15 protein-coding genes are annotated in these 17,108 nt (G+C 69.9%); 7 read left to right on the top strand and 8 right to left on the bottom strand.

From position 1 onward, the window contains the following. Positions 1-26: 26 nt before the first annotated feature. Positions 27-1,142: an NAD(+)/NADH kinase gene (locus HDA39_RS38800; RefSeq protein WP_184803914.1), complete on the bottom strand. Its 1,116-nt coding sequence runs from the start codon at positions 1,140-1,142 to the stop codon at positions 27-29. 319 nt (positions 1,143-1,461) lie between these two features. On the opposite strand from HDA39_RS38800, the gene HDA39_RS38795 reads away from it, so the two are divergent. Beyond that, complete coding sequence (locus HDA39_RS38795; protein ID WP_184803911.1) at positions 1,462-2,961, top strand: DUF222 domain-containing protein; 1,500 nt, start codon at positions 1,462-1,464, stop codon at positions 2,959-2,961. A 13-nt stretch (positions 2,962-2,974) separates the two neighbouring features. On the opposite strand, the gene HDA39_RS38790 is transcribed toward HDA39_RS38795, so the two are convergent. The 3 genes from HDA39_RS38790 to HDA39_RS43550 all read right to left on the bottom strand — a co-directional run bounded on the left by HDA39_RS38790 (position 2,975) and on the right by HDA39_RS43550 (position 7,082). Next, positions 2,975-3,256 (bottom strand): DUF2470 domain-containing protein, encoded by a 282-nt coding sequence (locus tag HDA39_RS38790; protein ID WP_184803909.1) that lies wholly within the window; start codon positions 3,254-3,256, stop codon positions 2,975-2,977. Further along, complete coding sequence (locus HDA39_RS38785; RefSeq protein ID WP_184803905.1) at positions 3,253-6,366, bottom strand: HtaA domain-containing protein; 3,114 nt, start codon at positions 6,364-6,366, stop codon at positions 3,253-3,255. The genes HDA39_RS38790 and HDA39_RS38785 overlap by 4 nt, the downstream gene beginning before the upstream one ends. An 80-nt stretch (positions 6,367-6,446) precedes the next feature. Further along, positions 6,447-7,082: an LPXTG cell wall anchor domain-containing protein gene (locus HDA39_RS43550; RefSeq protein WP_184803902.1), complete on the bottom strand. Its 636-nt coding sequence runs from the start codon at positions 7,080-7,082 to the stop codon at positions 6,447-6,449. A 147-nt stretch (positions 7,083-7,229) separates the two neighbouring features. Here HDA39_RS43550 and HDA39_RS38775 point away from each other — a divergent pair, with 147 nt between their 5' ends. From HDA39_RS38775 to HDA39_RS38760, 4 genes are read left to right on the top strand one after another with little or no spacing between them, the layout of a single operon-like run. Beyond that, positions 7,230-7,904, top strand: a complete 675-nt coding sequence (locus tag HDA39_RS38775) for a biliverdin-producing heme oxygenase (protein WP_184803899.1) — start codon at positions 7,230-7,232, stop codon at positions 7,902-7,904. Continuing rightward, positions 7,901-9,007 (top strand): heme/hemin ABC transporter substrate-binding protein, encoded by a 1,107-nt coding sequence (locus HDA39_RS38770; RefSeq protein ID WP_337926073.1) that lies wholly within the window; start codon positions 7,901-7,903, stop codon positions 9,005-9,007. The genes HDA39_RS38775 and HDA39_RS38770 overlap by 4 nt, the downstream gene beginning before the upstream one ends. Next, entirely contained in the window at positions 9,004-10,077 is a 1,074-nt protein-coding gene (locus HDA39_RS38765; protein WP_184803896.1) for an iron chelate uptake ABC transporter family permease subunit, read from the top strand. The genes HDA39_RS38770 and HDA39_RS38765 overlap by 4 nt, the downstream gene beginning before the upstream one ends. Beyond that, positions 10,074-10,889, top strand: a complete 816-nt coding sequence (locus tag HDA39_RS38760) for a heme ABC transporter ATP-binding protein (protein WP_184803893.1) — start codon at positions 10,074-10,076, stop codon at positions 10,887-10,889. Before HDA39_RS38765 ends, HDA39_RS38760 begins: the two co-directional genes overlap by 4 nt. Here the strand turns inward: HDA39_RS38760 and HDA39_RS38755 are convergent. The 4 genes from HDA39_RS38755 to HDA39_RS38740 all read right to left on the bottom strand — a co-directional run bounded on the left by HDA39_RS38755 (position 10,858) and on the right by HDA39_RS38740 (position 15,243). Further along, positions 10,858-11,928: a hemolysin family protein gene (locus tag HDA39_RS38755; RefSeq protein ID WP_184803890.1), complete on the bottom strand. Its 1,071-nt coding sequence runs from the start codon at positions 11,926-11,928 to the stop codon at positions 10,858-10,860. The genes HDA39_RS38760 and HDA39_RS38755 overlap by 32 nt on opposite strands. Then, positions 11,925-13,262 carry a hemolysin family protein gene (locus HDA39_RS38750; protein ID WP_184803887.1) on the bottom strand — a complete coding sequence of 446 codons (1,338 nt, stop codon included), beginning with the start codon at positions 13,260-13,262 and terminating at the stop codon, positions 11,925-11,927. The genes HDA39_RS38755 and HDA39_RS38750 overlap by 4 nt, the downstream gene beginning before the upstream one ends. Positions 13,263-13,286: 24 nt before the next feature. Next, a complete protein-coding gene (locus tag HDA39_RS38745) occupies positions 13,287-14,168 on the bottom strand; it encodes an SIP domain-containing protein (protein ID WP_184803884.1) in 882 nt (293 codons plus the stop codon). Between the two features lie 139 nt (positions 14,169-14,307). Further along, the gene (locus HDA39_RS38740; protein WP_184803881.1) at positions 14,308-15,243 is read right to left on the bottom strand and encodes an ABC transporter substrate-binding protein; all 936 of its coding nucleotides are present in this window, start codon (positions 15,241-15,243) and stop codon (positions 14,308-14,310) included. A 57-nt stretch (positions 15,244-15,300) separates the two neighbouring features. Between HDA39_RS38740 and HDA39_RS38735 the strand changes: the two genes are divergently transcribed. Both HDA39_RS38735 and HDA39_RS38730 read left to right on the top strand, forming a co-directional pair. Next, a complete protein-coding gene (locus HDA39_RS38735) occupies positions 15,301-16,098 on the top strand; it encodes a siderophore-interacting protein (RefSeq protein WP_184803879.1) in 798 nt (265 codons plus the stop codon). After that, the gene (locus HDA39_RS38730) at positions 16,095-16,895 is read left to right on the top strand and encodes a class I SAM-dependent methyltransferase (protein ID WP_184803876.1); all 801 of its coding nucleotides are present in this window, start codon (positions 16,095-16,097) and stop codon (positions 16,893-16,895) included. The genes HDA39_RS38735 and HDA39_RS38730 overlap by 4 nt, the downstream gene beginning before the upstream one ends. The last annotated feature ends 213 nt before the right edge of the window (positions 16,896-17,108 follow it).

The raw sequence follows: 17,108 nt of genomic DNA, 5'->3' as shown, positions 1-17,108 counted from the left end.
CCTGCCCGCCCGACCAGACAACCCCATCAGCTGGTCTGGTCGTCCTCGGGGACCTCGCAGGCCACGCCCGGCGGCAGTTCGGGTTCCGGGGTGGTCGGGGGGAGGCGAAGGTGGGCCATGTCGGCGGGAACCTCCGCGCCACTGGGGACCCAGACCGCGTCGGACTCGCCGTCGATGCCGGTGGCAGGGGCGTCGGTGAGGCGGAAGCGGTCGCGCAGCCGGCCGTAGAAGTCGGTGGGCCGCAGGCGCACCAGCCGCAGCGGACGGGTCGAGCCGTACACGCCGATCCAGTCGCCCGGATCGAGTACACCGCGGAGCTGCCCGTCGATGCTGACCGCGGCCTGGCCGGAGTGCGGCAGTACGCGCAGCCCGATCGGTTCGTCCGGGGCGGCGATGACACTGCGGTTGAAGGTCATGTGCGGCGCGACCGGCGTGAACACGATCGCCTCCGTGTTCGGCGACAGGATCGGTCCACCAGCGGCGAAGCTGTACGCCGTACTGCCCGTCGGCGTCGCGACGATCACCGCATCCGCCGAGTACGACGCCAGCAGCCGCCCGGACAGGTACACCCCGAGCGCCACCTGGTGATCCCGCGCCAGCTTCTCCAGTACGACGTCGTTCAGCGCCGTGACATCCAGCGCGACACCCCACCCGTTCGCATCCACCTCAGGCCGTACGGCGGGCGGCGGCAACGCCGGGCCGTGCCCGTACCGCAGCAACGCGTCGATCCCGGACGGGATCTCGAGCGCCCGCGACGCGCGCATGGTCAGCGTCATCCGCTTCTCGATCGTGGCCTCGTCGCGGTGCACCGCCTCCAGCGCCGCCTCGACGTCGCTGCACGCCACCTCGGTCAGGAACCCGACCTTCCCGAGATCCACGCCGAGCACCGCGGCATCGTTCTTCGCCGCGATCCGGGCACCGCGCAGGAACGTCCCGTCACCACCGAGCGTGACGACCAGGTCCGGGTTGCCCGCGTGGTGCAGCTCGTCCATCCCGCCGCGGCGGTCCTCGTGCTGCTTCCACACGTCGATGTCGGTGCAGCCGATGTCGTTGTCCTTGCACCAGGCGCGGACCACGTCGGCCGCCTGGACAGCCAGCGGACGGCCCAGGTGCACGACCAGACCGAGTCGACTGATGGGCACGGCGTTCTCCTTGTCCAACGGTGGGACAGCCGGTTGACGGAGTGGCCGGTACGCCGAGCACAGGCGCCCCGAGCCAGACCTTCACCGAACAACATAGGACGTCGGAGCCGAGGGGGACGAGGGGGTCCGAGGTGAAGGTGCTGCGGTCTGTGGATGACTGGTGGCGACCAGGATCCGGTGGTTCGAGAGGGTGCGACCGTCCGGGTTGGTTTATCAGCTTTTCAGGTGCAGCTGGATGTGACGTTTCCCCTTGTGGACAAGGTGAAAGTCCGGTTTCTTGAGGTTGCCGGCGCCTCACCTGCGACGTATTATCGAACACATGTTCGCCATTGATGTCGCCGAGCTGGATGTGGCCGAGACGCTGGCCGCAGTGGCGCGGGTGCACGCCGTGAAGCTCGCGGCAGAGGCCGAGTTGCTCGGGCTTGCTGTTCATTACGCGGACCTGTGTCCTGGTCCTGACTCGATCCCGGCAGCTGAGTCGATTCCCGGCTCCGAGCAGTCCAAGGTGTACGGCGGGCCGGGATGTCCTGGGATCGGTGATTTCGCGCCGGCGGAGTTCGGGGTAGTCACCGATCGCTCGGCGGGCGCGGCGGCCAGGTACCTGGGGCAGGCGCTGGCGTTGCGGCACCGGCTGCCGCTGACCTGGGCACAGGTGCAGTCCGGGCACGCGGCGGCGTGGAAGGCCTGCACGATCGCGACCGCCTCTGCCGGACTGTCGCTGGAGGCTGCCTCGATCGTGGACCATCGCGTCTTCTCGATCGTGGACTCCGTGACCCCGCTGCGGCTGGCCAACATCGTCAAGGCGGCGTCGTGGCAGGCCGACCCCGACCAGGCTCGTGCCGAAGCCGAGGCGAAGGCCCGCGAGCGTGGTGTGTGGGCCGGGCGCAGTGATGAGCACGGCACGACCACGCTGTTCATTCGCGCGGCCACCGGTGAGGTGATCCGCCTGGACGCGACCATCACCCAGATCGCCGAAGCGCTCGCCGCCCAGGGAGACACCGGGACTGTGGACCAGCGCCGGGCCCGGGCCGTAGGTGTTTTGGCCGACCCCGAACTGGCCTGCAAACTCCTCACCGTGTCCCAGCAGCTCCTCGCCACCACCACAACCTCCACCAGCACAGGCGCTGCGGCAGTGACCCCGCCGGTGCCTGCCGCTGAGCCTGGTTCGGTGGACGAGCGGGGTCAGGGTGGCGGCCAGGTGTCACTGGCGTCGCTGACCGGGACCCTGGCCAGCCTTCGCGACAGCACCGGCAGCGCCGACTGGACCGATAGCACGGACCGGGCCGACGGGTCCACGCCGCCCAGATCGCCGAGGCTGCCGCGTGCTCGGACGGTGTTGTACGTGCATGTGGCCGAGCAGACCCTCGCCACCGGTGAAGGGGTGGTCCGGGTCGAGGGGTATGGGCCGGTGCTCACCTCGCGCCTGGCAGAGGTTCTCGGACACGACCAGATCATCGTCCGGCCGGTGATCGACCTCAACGACACCCTCAGTGTCGACGCCTACGAAATACCTGACCGGATCAGGCAACACGTCAAACTGCGCTACCCAGTAGAACAGTTCCCTTTCGGCGTCGCGACCACCACGAACAGCACCGATCTGGACCACGTCACGGCCTTCGATCCCACTGGTCCACCGGGGCAGACCTCCACCAGCAATCTGGTACCGCTGCGGCGATACAGCCACAGGCTCAAGACGCACGGCAACTGGAAGGTCCGCCGCCTGGATGCCGACACACTCGAATGGACCACCCCCCACGGATACACACTCCTGGTCGACCACTCCGGAACCCACCCGCCTGACGAAGCCACCGTTTCCTGACCCGAGCTGCTGGCTAGGCCTCGGCTGCCTCCCGCTGCATCCGGGCAAACTCGTGCCGGAACTGCGGTCGCTCGACGATCTGTTCCGACCACGGCAGCTGTACCCGTACGACGCCGCCGGTCTCGACGGTGACCGCGAAGACGGCTCCGGCCGGATCGATCGTGGCCAACTGCACGCTGACGGCATCCGGGTGGCCGCCGAGGGCGCGGACGATCTGCAGCGAGTCGTCCGCGTGGTCCTCGTTCATGTGCCGCAGGACGGCGGACACGATCTCGGGGGTGAACGGTTCGGTCATGCCTGGGCCTTCTTCCGTCGAGCCACCAGTACGAGAGCACCACCGGCAAGCAGCAGCACGCCACCCACCACGGGCACCCAGAACGTCGCCCCGCCTGTACTTGCCAGCGACGCACCGGTGGGCTTCGTCGGAGTGTCAGTCACCGGCGGCTCGGACGACTGACTACTGGTCGGAGTCGGCGACGGCGTCGCAGTCGGCGTGGGTGTGGGTGTCGGGCTCGGCGTGCCCGCCCCCTTCACCGAGAAGTCGGCGGAGGCGACAACGCCGTCGCCGGCCGACAAGGTGACGATGTGCTTGCCTGAGGCAAACGCCATCGGCACCGTCCACCGGATGGTCACACTCCCGTCCGCCGCGGCAACCTGCTCACCCACCGAGCTGGCAGCCTGTCGATCAGCCGCCGCGAAGGTCAGCGGGATCCTCACATCGAACGTCCGATTCCCCGTGGCCCGGTGATCGGCCCGCAGGTACAGCACACACCCGTTCGGCGCTTCCGCGCACTTGGTGTGCTCGTCCGAAGACTTCACCTCGACCGACGTCCGAGCCACCAGGTCGGACCCGATCGGGACGACCAATTCCTCCGACCCTGCGTACGGGAAGTTCGTGATCCACTGCGACGTGCCCGACGCCCCCGTCATGTCCGCGCCACCGATCGCCGGCGACGCCTGCTTGCCGGCACCGTTGTCGACCGCCGTCAGCAGGTAGAACCCGCTCGGCGCCGTCGCCGTGTTCGCCTTGCTGTTGGCCAGCCCGGTGATCCGCGCCGAGACCTTCGCCCCCTCCGCGACCACCAACTTGCCGTCGGCAACCTTCAGCCCGGCTCCACCGACCACGACCGACTGCCCGTTCGCGTTCTTGAACGTGAACTCCGGCACCCCAGGCGTCGACTCCGCGTCGACGACGGCGGTCACGCGAGCACCCGCCGGGAACCCGGTCCCCTCGATCAGCAACTCCGCGCCCGGCGCCACCGCATCCGGCGACACCTTCACCGCGGGATCGACAGCCCCCGTGACTGTCAGCGCGGCCGCCGACGACGTCGCCGACCCCGCCTCGTTGCTGAAGACCGCCCTGAAGCGATCCCCGCTGTCCCCCGCGACCATCCCCGCAAGAGCCAGCGTCGTGGTCACCGCGGACGGCGACGCGATCGGAGCCCAGCTCTTCCCCTCGTCTGCACTGCGCTCCCACTGCACGGTCGGCACCGGCGTACCGGTGGCCGCCGCGGTGAACGTGACCGTGCCGCCGGCAACCACCGAGACGGCCACGGGCTGCTTCGTCACGACCGGCAGCACCGGCTGCGGCCCGGCCGGCTTGAAGGTGATCTTCTGGAACACGTCCTGCGACCGGTCGCCACGGTGGTCGACGACCTCGTTGTCCGAGGCCAGCGGCGAGTTGAAGCTCGCGATGTGACAGGCGACCGCGAGGCAGTCGACGTCGGCGCCCTCGTTGGTGAACGTCACCGCCGTCTCGACCGACGCCTCGAACGTCCCCTCAGCGGTGGTCACGACGCGCTGCGCGCCTGAGAACGGCGACGGGTTCGATTCGCCGACCGTGCCCTGCGGCGTCTGCGCGACGTACAGCGCGCGCTGCGGCGCGAAGCCGCTCCCCTTCACGACGACGGCCTGCCCGTCAGCGAGGTCAACGGCCGGCGTCACCGTCAGCACCGGCGTCTCGACGTTGCCAAACGCAACGACCTTCAGCAGCTCCTGCGTCGTGTTCGGCAACGCACCACCCGCCGCGTACGTCGCGACGCCGTACGTGCCGGTCGCCGTGTCGGCTGGCTTCACGGTCAGCGTGGTCTCGAACGTGCCGTCCGGCTTCAGCGTCACGTACGCCGGGTTGGCGGCGCCCGGCCGAGACGCATCGGGCAACGCCCACTTCTGGTCGAGCACGCGCCGAGTCCCCGGCGCCGCGTTCTTGGACGGCTGCCAGACCTCGTCGAAGCTGCCGAACACGACGTACACACCGGCAGGCAGACCCGGCGTGACCGGCGGTCGGGTGGATGGGTTGGAGGCAGGGTCGTAGCCGCTACCGCGGACCGTGACGGTCGCGCCGGCCGCGGGCACGGTGCCGAGCTGGTTGCCGTCGGCACCGAACAGCTCGAGCTTCGGCGTCCAGACCGGCGCGGTCGTCAGCTCGACCGAGAAGCTGATCGGGTCGAGCGCCGTACCGGCGGTGTAGAAGTTCGCGAACGCCGGGACGCCGGCCTCGGTGAGCTTGGTCGGCGCGGCGATGGCCGTGGCGACGCCGTCCTTGACGACGACCGGGTGCGTACTGAAGTCGACATCGGCGAGTACGACGTCGTCGTAGGTCGTCGGCCGGCCGGTCTCCAGGCTCTTGCTGACCACGTCCGCGATGACCGTGCCGGTGCTGCCCGCGGTGGTGATCCGGACGTCCGTGACCGTCATCTCGAGCAGCGGGTTACCGGCCTGCATCTCGTGGCCCTTGAAGTAGACGCCACCGGTGAAGCCGACCTGCTCGGCTGTTCCGGCGCCGCCCGGGAAGCGGAACGTCCCATCGGGGTTGCGTGTGGCCGGCTCGCGCATCGTCACCGAGCCGTGCGCGATCGGACCCTCGATGTAGGTCCGGAACGACGCCTTCAGCCCCCAGTCGAGGGTGTTGAGCGGCGGCCCTTCCGGCTCGGGATCACCGCCACCGGCGAACGTCACCGGTACGGCGAGCTCGTGGGCGGCGTTGATCGCCGAACCGCCGGGGTAGGTGTAGACGCCGTAGGTGCGCGGGTTCTCGGCGACGATCTTCGCCTTCACCTTCACCTCGAACGTCCCGTCGGCGTTCAGCAGCACCAGCCGGGGCTTCTGGTTCGGGAAGTCGGTGCCGACCTGGTCGAAGGAGGCCTGCGGCAGCGCCCACTTGGTGTCGATGAGGGTCCGGGTCGTCGAGTCGGCGCCGGCGGACGGCCGCCAGTTCTCGGCGAACGAACCGAACACGACGTACACACCGGCAGGCTGACCGGGCGTCACCGGGATGCGGGTCGAGAGGTTGGCCGCCGGGTCGAAGCCGGAGCCGCGCACAGTGAGTTCTTCGCCATCGGTCACCCCGGTGGTCTTGGAAACCTCGAGCTTCGGCTCGAAGACTGTTGGAGTAGGCGCAGCCACACCAGGAAGTGCAGAAGCAGAAACAACTGCCAACGAGGCAAGGGCAACCAGCAACCCTCGTAGTCGACTCAGGCGGGCGGTCATGCGGTGGGCTCCTTGCGGCGGCGGGTGGCGACGATGGTGGAGGTACCAACAGCAGCCAGTACGGCGGCGGCGACGAGCAGCGTCATCGTGGTGCCGCCGGTGTTCGCCAGCGGGCCACCCTGCTGCTGCTTGACCGGCGTGGTCGGGTCGTCGCCGGACGGCTTCACGACGGTGGAGGACTTAGACGAGGTCGGCGTCGGTGTCGACGTCGGCTTCGACGACGAAGCACCGGCGAACGTGACCGGGATCAGCACGTCCGCCGTACGGTCGGCGGTCCGGGTGTGATCAGCGCGGGTGCCGATCACACACCCGTTCGGCGCGACCTTCCGGTCCAGGCAGTTGGTGAACTGGTCCTTCGCCTTCACGGTCAGCCGGACCTCGAACGACCCCTTGCCCCCACTCTGCGTGAACGGCGTCGCCAGCCCTTCGCCGTACGACGGCGGGTTGGACGAGATCCACGCCGAGGTCCCGGAGGCGCCCTGCATGTCCACCCCACCGAGGCAGGGCGACGGCAGTTGCCCTGGGCCCTTGTTCACACAGAACGCGACGTAGATCCCTTTGTTCAGGTCGAATCCCCGGCCACGCACGGTGACGGAGGTCCCGGCCGGATCCAGCCCAACGCTCCGCGACACGGTGACCACCTGCCCCTGCGGCCCGGTCGCGGCCGGCGCGGCGGACGCGACAGAGCTCCCCCAGACCAGACCCCCGACCCCTAGGACCACAAACCCAACGACACTTTTATAGGTAAGCCTCACCTAACTTAGGTTAACCTAAGTCTCGTGACCTCACCATCGGGCCCGACGGCCACCGCTCAGCCGCCGTTCTCGCAGCGACTCCGGGAACGGAGTCTCAGCCTGCACCGAGACGCCGAAGGGAGCACCTACCTGAACGCACTCACCACCGGCCGCCTCGACCTCGGCGCGTACGCCGCCCTGGTCGCGCAGCACGCGGTCATCTACCAGGCCCTCGAACGCGTCGGCGCCGGTCTGGCCGACGACCTGGTCGCGGGCCCGTTCCACTTTCCGCAGCTCAACCGCTGCCTGGCGCTCGAGGCCGACCTCGCCTACCTGCGGTCGACCGGCGTACCGATTCCCGAGCCGACCGAGGCGACCCTTCGGTACGCCGGGCGCCTGGAGGAACTGGCGACCTGGCCGGGCGGGTTCATCGCGCACCACTACGTCCGCTACCTCGGCGACCTGTCCGGCGGTCAGGCGATCGGCCGGCTGGTCGCGTCGGCGTACGGGCTGGACAAGTACGGCGTGCGGTTCTACACGTTCGAGCAGATCCCGGCGGTGAAGCCCTTCAAGGACCGGTACCGGACGCTGCTCGACGAGACTCCGTTCGACGTTCGCGAGCAGGACCAGGTGCTGGACGAAGTGCTGCTCGCCTACCGCTTCAACGTCGAGGTCCTGGCGTCCCTGGCCGAACTCGTCCAGCCGCCGGTCGCCTCGTGAAGCTCCTCCTGGCCTGTGCTCTGTTGATCACCGCAGGGTGCGCCGGCCCTGCGGCATCCCAAGAGGTCGCGGCGCCGGGTGTGGTCGACGCCTGCCTCCCCGCGGTCAAGGGCTTCGCGATCAGCACCGACGCCGACGGCAAGCCCTTGCCTAAAGGAACCAACGCCTCCGGCGGGCAGGACCCGCACACCCTGACCGGCCCCTCCACCGCCACCATGGCCGACCACTCGATCCACGCGGTCGAAGGCGCAGCGCCGAAGCTCCCGGTCGACGTGAAGTCCTGCGACGGCAAGCAAATCCAGGTCAAGGACGCGAGCCGAATCATCGCGGTCGACCTGTACGGCACGCTCGCCGAGATCGTCTTCAGCCTCGGCCTCGGCGACAAGGTCGTCGGCCGCGACACCTCCACCGGCTTCCCCGAGGCGGCGAGCCTGCCGAAGGTCACACCGTCGGCCCACGACCTGAACGCCGAGGCGATCCTCGCGCTCGACCCGACCGTCGTCCTGACCGACAAGAGCATCGGGCCGCCCGAGGTGCTCGAGCAGCTCCGCGCGTCCGGCGTCGCGGTGGTCTTCTTCGACGACGCGCGCACGATGGACAACATCCCGAGCCAGATCCGCGCGGTCGCCGGCGCCCTCGGCGTGCCCGAGCGCGGCGAGCAGCTGGTACGGCGTACGCAGGACGAGATCGTGAAGTCCCTCGGCCTCGCGCCTGCCGCCGCCAAGCCGCTGCGGATGACGTTCCTATACGTCCGGGGCTCCGCGGGCGTCTACCTGATGAGTGGCCCGGGCTCGGGCGCCGACGCGATGATCAAGTCGATCGGCGGCGTCGACACCGGCACCGACATCGGGCTGACGAAACCGTTCGTCCCGCTCACCAGCGAGGCGCTGATCCGGTCGCAGCCTGACCTGATCATCGTGATGACCGAGGGCCTCAAGTCGCTCAAGGGCGTCGACGGCCTGCTGAAACTGCCCGGTATCGCGCAGACCCCGGCCGGTCAGCACCGCCGGATCGTCGACATGAACGACACCGAGCTGCTCAGCTTCGGCCCCCGCACCGGCCGCACTGTCGAGGCGCTGGCCAAGGCCGTCTACACCCCGTGAGACGTCTGCGGTCCGCAGGTCTGCTGACCAGCCTGACCATTGCTCTGCTCGTCATCTCCGTTGTCGCTGCCGGTGTCGGTCAGCTGCCGATCCCACCAACAGAAATCATCGGGTCGGTCATGCACCGCATCGACAGCGGCCTGGAGAGCCTGCTGCACCTCAAGCTCCCGCTCGACCTCGGCCCGCTGCCTCACCACCCGCAAGGCGACAACGCCTTGTGGAAGGTGCGTTTCCCGCGGGTCGCCCTGGCCGTCCTCGTCGGCGCGTCCCTGGCGACCGCGGGCGCCCTGATGCAAGGCGTCTTCGGCAACCCACTCGCCGAGCCCTCGCTCGTCGGCGTCTCGTCCGGCGCCGCGGTCGGCGCGAGCCTGGTGATCGTCACCGGCGTGACCTGGCTCGGCAACTGGACGATCGCGGCCGCGGCCTTCACCACCGGGCTGGCGACGACGTTGCTCGTCCACAGCCTGTCCCGCGCCGGCCGTCGTACCGAGATCGTCACGCTCGTCCTGACCGGGATCGCGGTCAACTCCCTCGCCTTCACGATGATCTCGTTCGCCACCTTCATCGCCGACACCAGCGCCCGCGAGCAGCTCGTCTTCTGGCAGCTCGGCAGCCTGAACGGCGCCACCTGGCAGGCCGTCTCAGCCGTCGCGCCGTTTACGTTCACAGGCCTGGCCGCCGCCTTCGTCCTCGCCAAGCGGCTCGACCTGCTGTCCCTGGGCGACCGCTCCGCGGCCCACCTCGGCGTCGATGTCGAGAAGCTCCGCCTCGTCGCGATCGTCGTGGTCGCGCTGCTGGTCGGCGCGAGCGTCGCCTTCAGCGGCATCATCGGCTTCGTCGGCCTGGTCGTCCCGCACCTGATCCGGATGGTCGCCGGCCCCGGCCACCGGTTGTTGCTCCCGGCAAGCGCTTTGGCCGGCGGCGTCCTGGTGATCTGCGCCGACCTGCTGGCCCGCACCCTGATCCGCAACGCCGACCTCCCGATCGGCATGATCACCTCGCTGGTCGGCGCGCCGTTCTTCTTCTGGCTGCTCCGCCGCACCCGCGCCCGGCAAGGAGGCTGGGGATGAAACGCCGACTGCCCGACCGCATCCCCACCAGTACGACGATCGCCGCCGCCCACGACATCTCCGTCCAGCTCGGCGGCACCCAGGTCCTCGACGACGTCACCCTGGCCGTCCGCACCGGCGAGGTCCTCGCCCTGGTCGGCCCGAACGGCGCCGGCAAGTCCACGCTGCTCGGCGTACTGAGCGGCGACCTCGCTCCCGACCACGGCACCGTCGAGCTGCACGGCGAGCCGCTGAAGCACTGGTCGCCGGTCGAGGCCGCCATGCGCCGCGCCGTAATGTTGCAGCAGGCAACGATCTCGTTCCCGTTCCCGGTCGGCCAGATCGTCGCGATGGGCCGCTCACCGTGGGACGGCACCGAACGTGCCGACCATGACGACGAAGCCATCCGTACGGCGCTCGACCGCGCCGACGCGCAGGCCTTCACCGACCGCGTGTTCAACTCCCTGTCCGGCGGCGAACGCGCCCGCGTCTCCCTGGCCCGGGCCCTCGCCCAGGAGACGCAACTGCTGCTGCTCGACGAGCCGACCGCCGCTCTCGACCTGCACCACCAGGAAGACGTGCTCCAGCTCGCCCGCCGGCGCGCGGCGGAAGGGGACGCCGTCGTGATCGTCCTGCACGACCTCAACCTCGCGGCCGGTTACGCCGACCGCATCGCCGTCCTGTCCCAGGGCCGGTTGGCGGCGTACGGGCAGCCCACGGAGGTCCTCACCGCGGAACTGGTCACCGACGTCTACCAGCACCAGGTCGAGGTCTGGCCGCACCCGACGACCGGCGCCCCGATCATTCTTCCGGAACGTTCCGCGCGGCCGTGATGATCGGGTCGGTCTCGTCGTCGAACTCCCCGATCACCTCCTCCAGCAGGTCCTCGAGCGCGACCACACCGACCGGCTTCCCATCCTCCCGTACGACGGCCAACTGCGACCGCCGCTCCCGCATCACCCGGATCGCCGCCGCGACGGGCGTGACCGCCGGCAGCTGCAACGGCTCGGTCATCAGGTCGAAGGCGTGCAGCGTCCTGCCCCCACTCGTCGTCGCCCGGGCCGCGTCGCGGACGTGCACGATCCCGCACAGCGTCCGGGTCTCGACCGACACCACCGCGAGCCGCGACCGGCCCTGCTCCCGGCTGGCCAGCTCGACCTCACGCGCCGACGCCTCGGCCCGGACCGTCGCCAGCTGAGCCGTCGGCGTCATCACCTGCGCGACGGTCGTGTTCTGCAGCGCGAGCATCGCCGTCAGCAGATCGTGCTCGGCGGCCTCCAGCGTGCCGTGCTCGCCGGACGACTCGATCAGCAGCCGCAGCTCGTCGGGTCCGTGCGCGTTGGCGATCTCGTTCTGCGGCGTCACGCCGACCGCCCGGACGCACACGTTCGCGATCCAGTTGAGCACCACGAGCAGCGGCCGGACCACGTAGGTGAACCCGCGGAACGGCAGCGCCAGGAGCAGCGCCGACCGCTCCGGATCGCTGATCGCCCACGACTTCGGCGCCATCTCGCCGAGCAGCACGTGCAGCAGGCCGATCCCGCCGACGGCGATGATCAGCGCGATCACGTGCCCGACGTTCTCGGGCAGGCCGACCAGCTCGAAGAGCGGATGCAGCAGGTGCGCCACGGCCGGCTCGGACAGCGAGCCGAGTCCCAGCGTGCACAGGGTGATCCCGAGCTGCGCGCCCGCGAGCATCAGCGACAACTCGCTGACCCCGGCGATCGCCGCGCGGGCGGACCGGCTGCCTTCGGCCGCGGCCTGTTCGAGCCGGTGCCGTTTCGAGGCGACCAGCGCGAACTCGGCCGCCACGAAGAACCCGTTGCAGACCAGCAGGACCAGTGAGATCAGCAGCGCCACCGTCGTACTCATGACAGCCGCTCCAGGACGATCCGGCCGGGGACGTGCCGCAGTACCGTCTGCACCGTCACTCGGGCGCGCTCCAACGGCACCTGCCGCCCGTCGTGGTCGAACCGCGGCGGCAACGCGATCACCACCTCGTCACCGACCACCGGGACCCGCCCGAGCCGCGCCATCACCAGTCCGGACACCGTGTCGTAGTCCTCGTCCTCGGGCAGTGAGATCCCGGTCGCTTCCTCGACCTCGTCGAGCCGCCAGCGGGCCGGCAACGTCCAGCTCCCGTCGCCGTTGTCGATCAGGTCGCCCTCCGGCAGGTCGTCCTCGTCCCGGATCGATCCGACCAGCTCCTCGGCGATGTCCTCCAGCGTCACCACCCCGGCGAACCCGCCGAACTCGTCCACCACGATCGCCAACTGCCGGTGCGTCGTCCGGAGCTGCTCCAGTACGGCGGGCAGCGCGAGCGTGTCCGGTACGAGGATGGGAGGCGCGGCGAGCGACCCGGTCGTCACGTGATGCCGGTCGCCTGGCTCCACCTCGACCACGTCACCGATCGCGATCACCCCGACCACCTCGTCGACCGACGACGCGACCACCGGGAACCGGCTGTGCCCGGTGTCCAGCAGCTCGACCACGCGGGTCAGCGGATCGTCCTCGTGCACGGTGATCACGTCCACCCGCGGCACCATCACCTCGCCCGCGAGCCGGCCGCGGAAGTCGAGCCCACGATCGAGCAGCCGGGTGGTGTCCCGGTCCAGCAGGCCCTGCTCGTACGACGTGGCGATGATCCGGTCGAGGTCCTGCGCGGTCGCGCCCTGCGGCAGCTCCTCGACCGGCTCGATGCCGACCCGGCGGAGGATCCGGTTCGACGTGGCGTCGAACAGGTGGATGACCGGCCCGGCGACGGTCAGGTACATCAGCGTCGACCGGGACAGCCGCAGCGCGATCGCCTCGGCCCGGGCGATCGCCAGGTTCTTCGGGGCCAGCTCGCCGAACACCATCTGGATCACCGTGGCCAGCAGCAGCGCGAGGATCACCGAGACGGTCAGGCTGACGCCCTCGGGCATCCCGGCCGAACCGAAGATCTTCTGCAGACCCTCACCCAGGTACGGCTCGGCGACGTACCCGGCCAGCAGGGCGGTCACGGTGATCCCGACCTGCGCGCCGGACAGCACGAACGACAGCCGCGCGGTCACCTTCAGGGCCCGGGCCGCGGCCGCGTTCCCGTCGTCGGCCAGGCTCTGCAGACGATTCCGGTCCACGGCCACGTAGGAGAACTCCTGCGCGACGAAGTAGCCCGTGGCAACGGTCAGGGCCAGGATCAGCGCGAGGCCGATCAGGATCAGCATGCACCGACCCTACCGGCGACCGACTCAGCTGAACTCGAGGCCCTGCAGCACGGCGGGATCGGTGGTGTCGAGGCCCTCTTCGTTCGCCTTCGCGTACCAGCGCATCTGCTCGGCGTCGCGGCCCTCGGCGGTCTGGCCGGCGATCCAGTAGGCCACCGTGTGCAGGTCGTCGCGCTGGATGGCGAGGTCCTTCAGCAGGTACTGACGCAACGACCGTACGACGCCCGCCTCGGCCGCGAGCCAGGCCTGGGTCCGGCCGCTGAGCCGCGGGTAGGAACGAACCGCCTTCTCCAGCGGGGAATCCGGGCCGATCCCGGGCGGGCCGACGATCCACTGGACGTCACCGGGGACCAACCGCTGGTCGGCTTCGCTCTCCACCTGCAGGAACACGGTCGCGGGCGCGTCGAGCGACTCGACGATGCTCGCGATCGCCGGCAACGAGGTGGGGTCGCCGATCAGCAGGTGGTTGGCGACGCCGTCGCCCGCGGAGAACTCGCGCCGGGTGCCGAACAGGATCGGGGTGTCACCGGGCCGCGTGTTGGCCAGCCAGGTCATCGCCGGGCCCTCGCCGTGCACGGCCACGTCGAACGTCAGCCGCAGCGTCACCGGGTCGAACGACCGCACGGTGAACGCCCGCGTCAACGGCAGCGGCCGGTCGGCCGCCCACACCGGAGCACCGTTCGGTCCGAGCTTCGGCATCCGCACACTGCCGATCCCGTCCGGCGGGATCATCAGCTTGAACGCATCAGCCGGCCGGATCGTCCGGTACGCCGCCAGCCCGTCCCCGCGCACCACCACCCGGCTGAACTGCGGCGTCAGTTCCTCGACGGACTCCACAGTCACCGGACAGATCACCCGGGAGTCCCCCGACCGGGTCAGTCGACGGATCTCGGACCTGATCGTCACCGGACTCATCCCTGCTCCACCCGTCCCCTCACGTCCGGCCACCGAACAGCGCACCCAGGCTTCGCCACTTGTTCCTTCGAGTACCACCGAGATCCGGAGTTCACGACTGCGCGATCTCCGCCAGCACCCTCTCCAGTCTCTACACCAGCTCCAGCCCGTTCCCCAGCGATGATGCCCCCGTCACCACCGGATACACCTGCTTCGCCCGTACCGCGGGCAACCGCCGCCACAGCGCCTGCTTCGTCAGGGTCTGCGCGTCCGGGCCGGGCGTCGTCCCGTCCGGCGCCGCCGGCACCAGCAAAACGTTGCTCTGAGCAAGCAGATCGAGCCGCTCGAACGAGTACTCCACCACCGGCTTGTCCTGCGCCGCGGACGGCGCCGCCAGCTTCACCCCACAGTCGAGCAGCACCTTGGTGTCGGTCCACTTCGGCCCGTACGTCCACCACGGGCTCTCCGACGCCGCCCCGGCCAGCGTGAAGGTCTTCGCCGCCAGCAGTTCGGCGTACTGCGCCTTCAACGCCTGCGTCCGCTTCTGATACTCGGCAAGCAGCGCCTCGGCCTCAGCCTTGCGCCCGAGCACCTCACCGACCCGACTCGCCACCTCGACCAGGCTGAGCCGCTGGAACGAGACCACCACCGTCGGCGCGATCGCACTGAGCTGCCGGTAGAGCGCGTCGTCGGTGTCGATCGTCCGCAGGATCAGATCGGGCCGCACGTTCGCGATCTTCTCGACCGCGGGCTCGGTGAAGTCGCCGACGCTCGGGAGGCCGGCCAGCTTGCCGGCGTATGACGGTCCGGAGTCCTGGTACCCGTCCCCGCTGATCCCGACCGGGACCAGACCGACGTCGACGGTCGCGAAGGCACCGTAGAAGTCCGCGCACACCACCCGCGTCGCCGCGACCGGGACCCGGACCGGGCCCTTGTCGGTCGCGACCTCGCGATCGGCGGCCACCTCCGGAGCGTCGTCGTTCGAGCAGGCGGTCAGCAGTCCGGCCGATACTCCGGCACCGACGGACAGGAACCCTCGCCGGGTCAGGGCGTTGTCGAACTCGGGCCGGTCCAGCAGCAGCACCATGACGATCTCCTCACCAGACATGGACCATTCGGCTTAGCCAAGGCTAACCTAACCGACATGAGCCTCGGCGTGGATCCCGGTCTGGAGACCGGCCTGGAGTTGGTACGGCGACCGATCGCGGCCACCGTGCTGGCGCGGACCGTGCTGAACCGCCAGTTGATCAGGATCACCGTCGGCGCTCCTGAACTGGACCGGTTCGAGTACGCCGGCCCCGATCACCTGGTCCGGATCTTCCTGCCGCCGCGCCCCGGCGCGGAACTGATCCTGCCGCGAACCGAGCGCTGGTGGCCCGAGCTGCAGGAGATGCCGGAGGCGACCCGGCCGGTCGTGCGCAACTACACCGTGCGCGCGTTCGAACCGGCCGCCCGCCGGATGGGCATCGACTTCGTCGTGCACGGCACCGGCCCGGGCTCGACGTTCGCGCAGGCCGCCGCTCCCGGCGACCGGCTCGGCATCCTCAGCGACGGCGCCGACTACGCGCCCCCGCAGGACACCGACTGGCAGCTGCTGGTCGGCGACGAGACCGCGCTGCCCGCGATCGCGGCGATCATCGAGCAGCTCGGGCCGGACGACCGCGCGCTGGCGTTCATCGAGGTCGGCGACCGCGACGACGAACTGCGGATCCCGCGGCACCCCGGCGTACGGATTCACTGGCTGCACCGCGGCGACGCCCACAACAGCGACCTCCTGCTCCGCCGCCTCCGCGCAACCGCCCTCCCCATCGGCCGCGCCTACGCCTGGCTGGCCGGCGAGTCCTCCCTCGTCACCTCAGTCCGCCGCCACCTCGTCAACGACCGCGGCCTGGACAAGCACCAGGTCTACTTCTGCGGCTACTGGCGCCGCACGGAAGCATGAAGATCCAGCTCGGCGCCGTCCAGGAGACGCTGCTGATTCCGCTCTACGGCCGCGCGGTCGAGACCCACAAGAAGCGCCCACTGATGCGCGACCCGAAGGCCGTCGAGATGGTCGCGTCGATCGACTACGACTTCACCAAGTACGACGGCGGCCGCAGCCTCGGCGGTTCGGTCCTCCGCGGGCTGATCTTCGACAGCTGGGTCACCGACTTCCTCCGCGCCAACCCCTACGGCACCGTCGTCGAGATCGGCGCGGGCCTGAACACCCGGTTCGAGCGGCTCGACAACGGGACCTGCCACTGGTTCGAGCTGGACCTGCCGGACTCGATGGAGCTGCGGCAACGCTTCTTCCGGCCGAGCGACCGCCGCGGCATGCTCGCCGGCTCGATCACGGATCCCGCGTGGATCGAGGCCGTCCGCGCTCGTCCCGCGCCGTACTTCTTCGTCGCGGAGGCCGTCCTCTTCTACCTGCCGCGCGACGACGCCCAGTACGCCGTCGCGCTCGTCCACGACCATTTCCCGGGCAGCCGGTTGGCCTTCGACACCGCGGGCGACGCGATGGTCGACAGCCAGGCGCAGCACGACGCACTGAAGCACACCCGGGCCGAGTTCGCCTGGGCCTGCGACGACGCGATCGAGCTGGAGCCGTGGGGTCTGCGGCTGGTCGATTCGCGTCCACTCGCCCGACCGCAGCCGTCGGTGGCCGCCCGGCTCCCGCCGGCCTACCGGCTGCTCCTCCGCCTGCTGGCGTTCCATCCGCGGGCGGCGTCGTACCGGATGAACCTGTTCAGCGTCTGAGCGTTCCGCAGGACGTGCCGCTCCGCCGGTGGACCATCTCAGCCGCCGGCACGAACCTGCACCACTCACCAACCTCCCCACCCGAGGCCCGCACGGGCTCACCCCCGCCCGACTACCCACCCGAGCCACCACTTACTGAGTGGTGGGCGTCCACCACTCCCACAGGACGCCGGCGTGCACCGCCCAGCACTGATCAAGCAACCTCGACCGCCG

The sequence above is a fragment of the Kribbella italica genome (assembly GCF_014205135.1).
Lineage (GTDB): Bacteria > Actinomycetota > Actinomycetes > Propionibacteriales > Kribbellaceae > Kribbella > Kribbella italica.
This window is presented reverse-complemented; position numbering and strand designations above follow the sequence as displayed.

What these genes read in the sequence shown, in the direction of transcription:
- HDA39_RS38795 (WP_184803911.1), top strand. Translation starts at nt 1,462, where the DNA reads ATGTTCGCCATTGATGTCGCCGAGCTGGATGTGGCCGAGACGCTGGCC.
- HDA39_RS38790 (WP_184803909.1), bottom strand. Translation starts at nt 3,256, where the DNA reads ATGACCGAACCGTTCACCCCCGAGATCGTGTCCGCCGTCCTGCGGCAC.
- HDA39_RS38760 (WP_184803893.1), top strand. Translation starts at nt 10,074, where the DNA reads ATGAAACGCCGACTGCCCGACCGCATCCCCACCAGTACGACGATCGCC.
- HDA39_RS38755 (WP_184803890.1), bottom strand. Translation starts at nt 11,928, where the DNA reads ATGAGTACGACGGTGGCGCTGCTGATCTCACTGGTCCTGCTGGTCTGC.
- HDA39_RS38750 (WP_184803887.1), bottom strand. Translation starts at nt 13,262, where the DNA reads ATGCTGATCCTGATCGGCCTCGCGCTGATCCTGGCCCTGACCGTTGCC.
- HDA39_RS38740 (WP_184803881.1), bottom strand. Translation starts at nt 15,243, where the DNA reads ATGGTGCTGCTGCTGGACCGGCCCGAGTTCGACAACGCCCTGACCCGG.
- HDA39_RS38735 (WP_184803879.1), top strand. Translation starts at nt 15,301, where the DNA reads ATGAGCCTCGGCGTGGATCCCGGTCTGGAGACCGGCCTGGAGTTGGTA.
- HDA39_RS38730 (WP_184803876.1), top strand. Translation starts at nt 16,095, where the DNA reads ATGAAGATCCAGCTCGGCGCCGTCCAGGAGACGCTGCTGATTCCGCTC.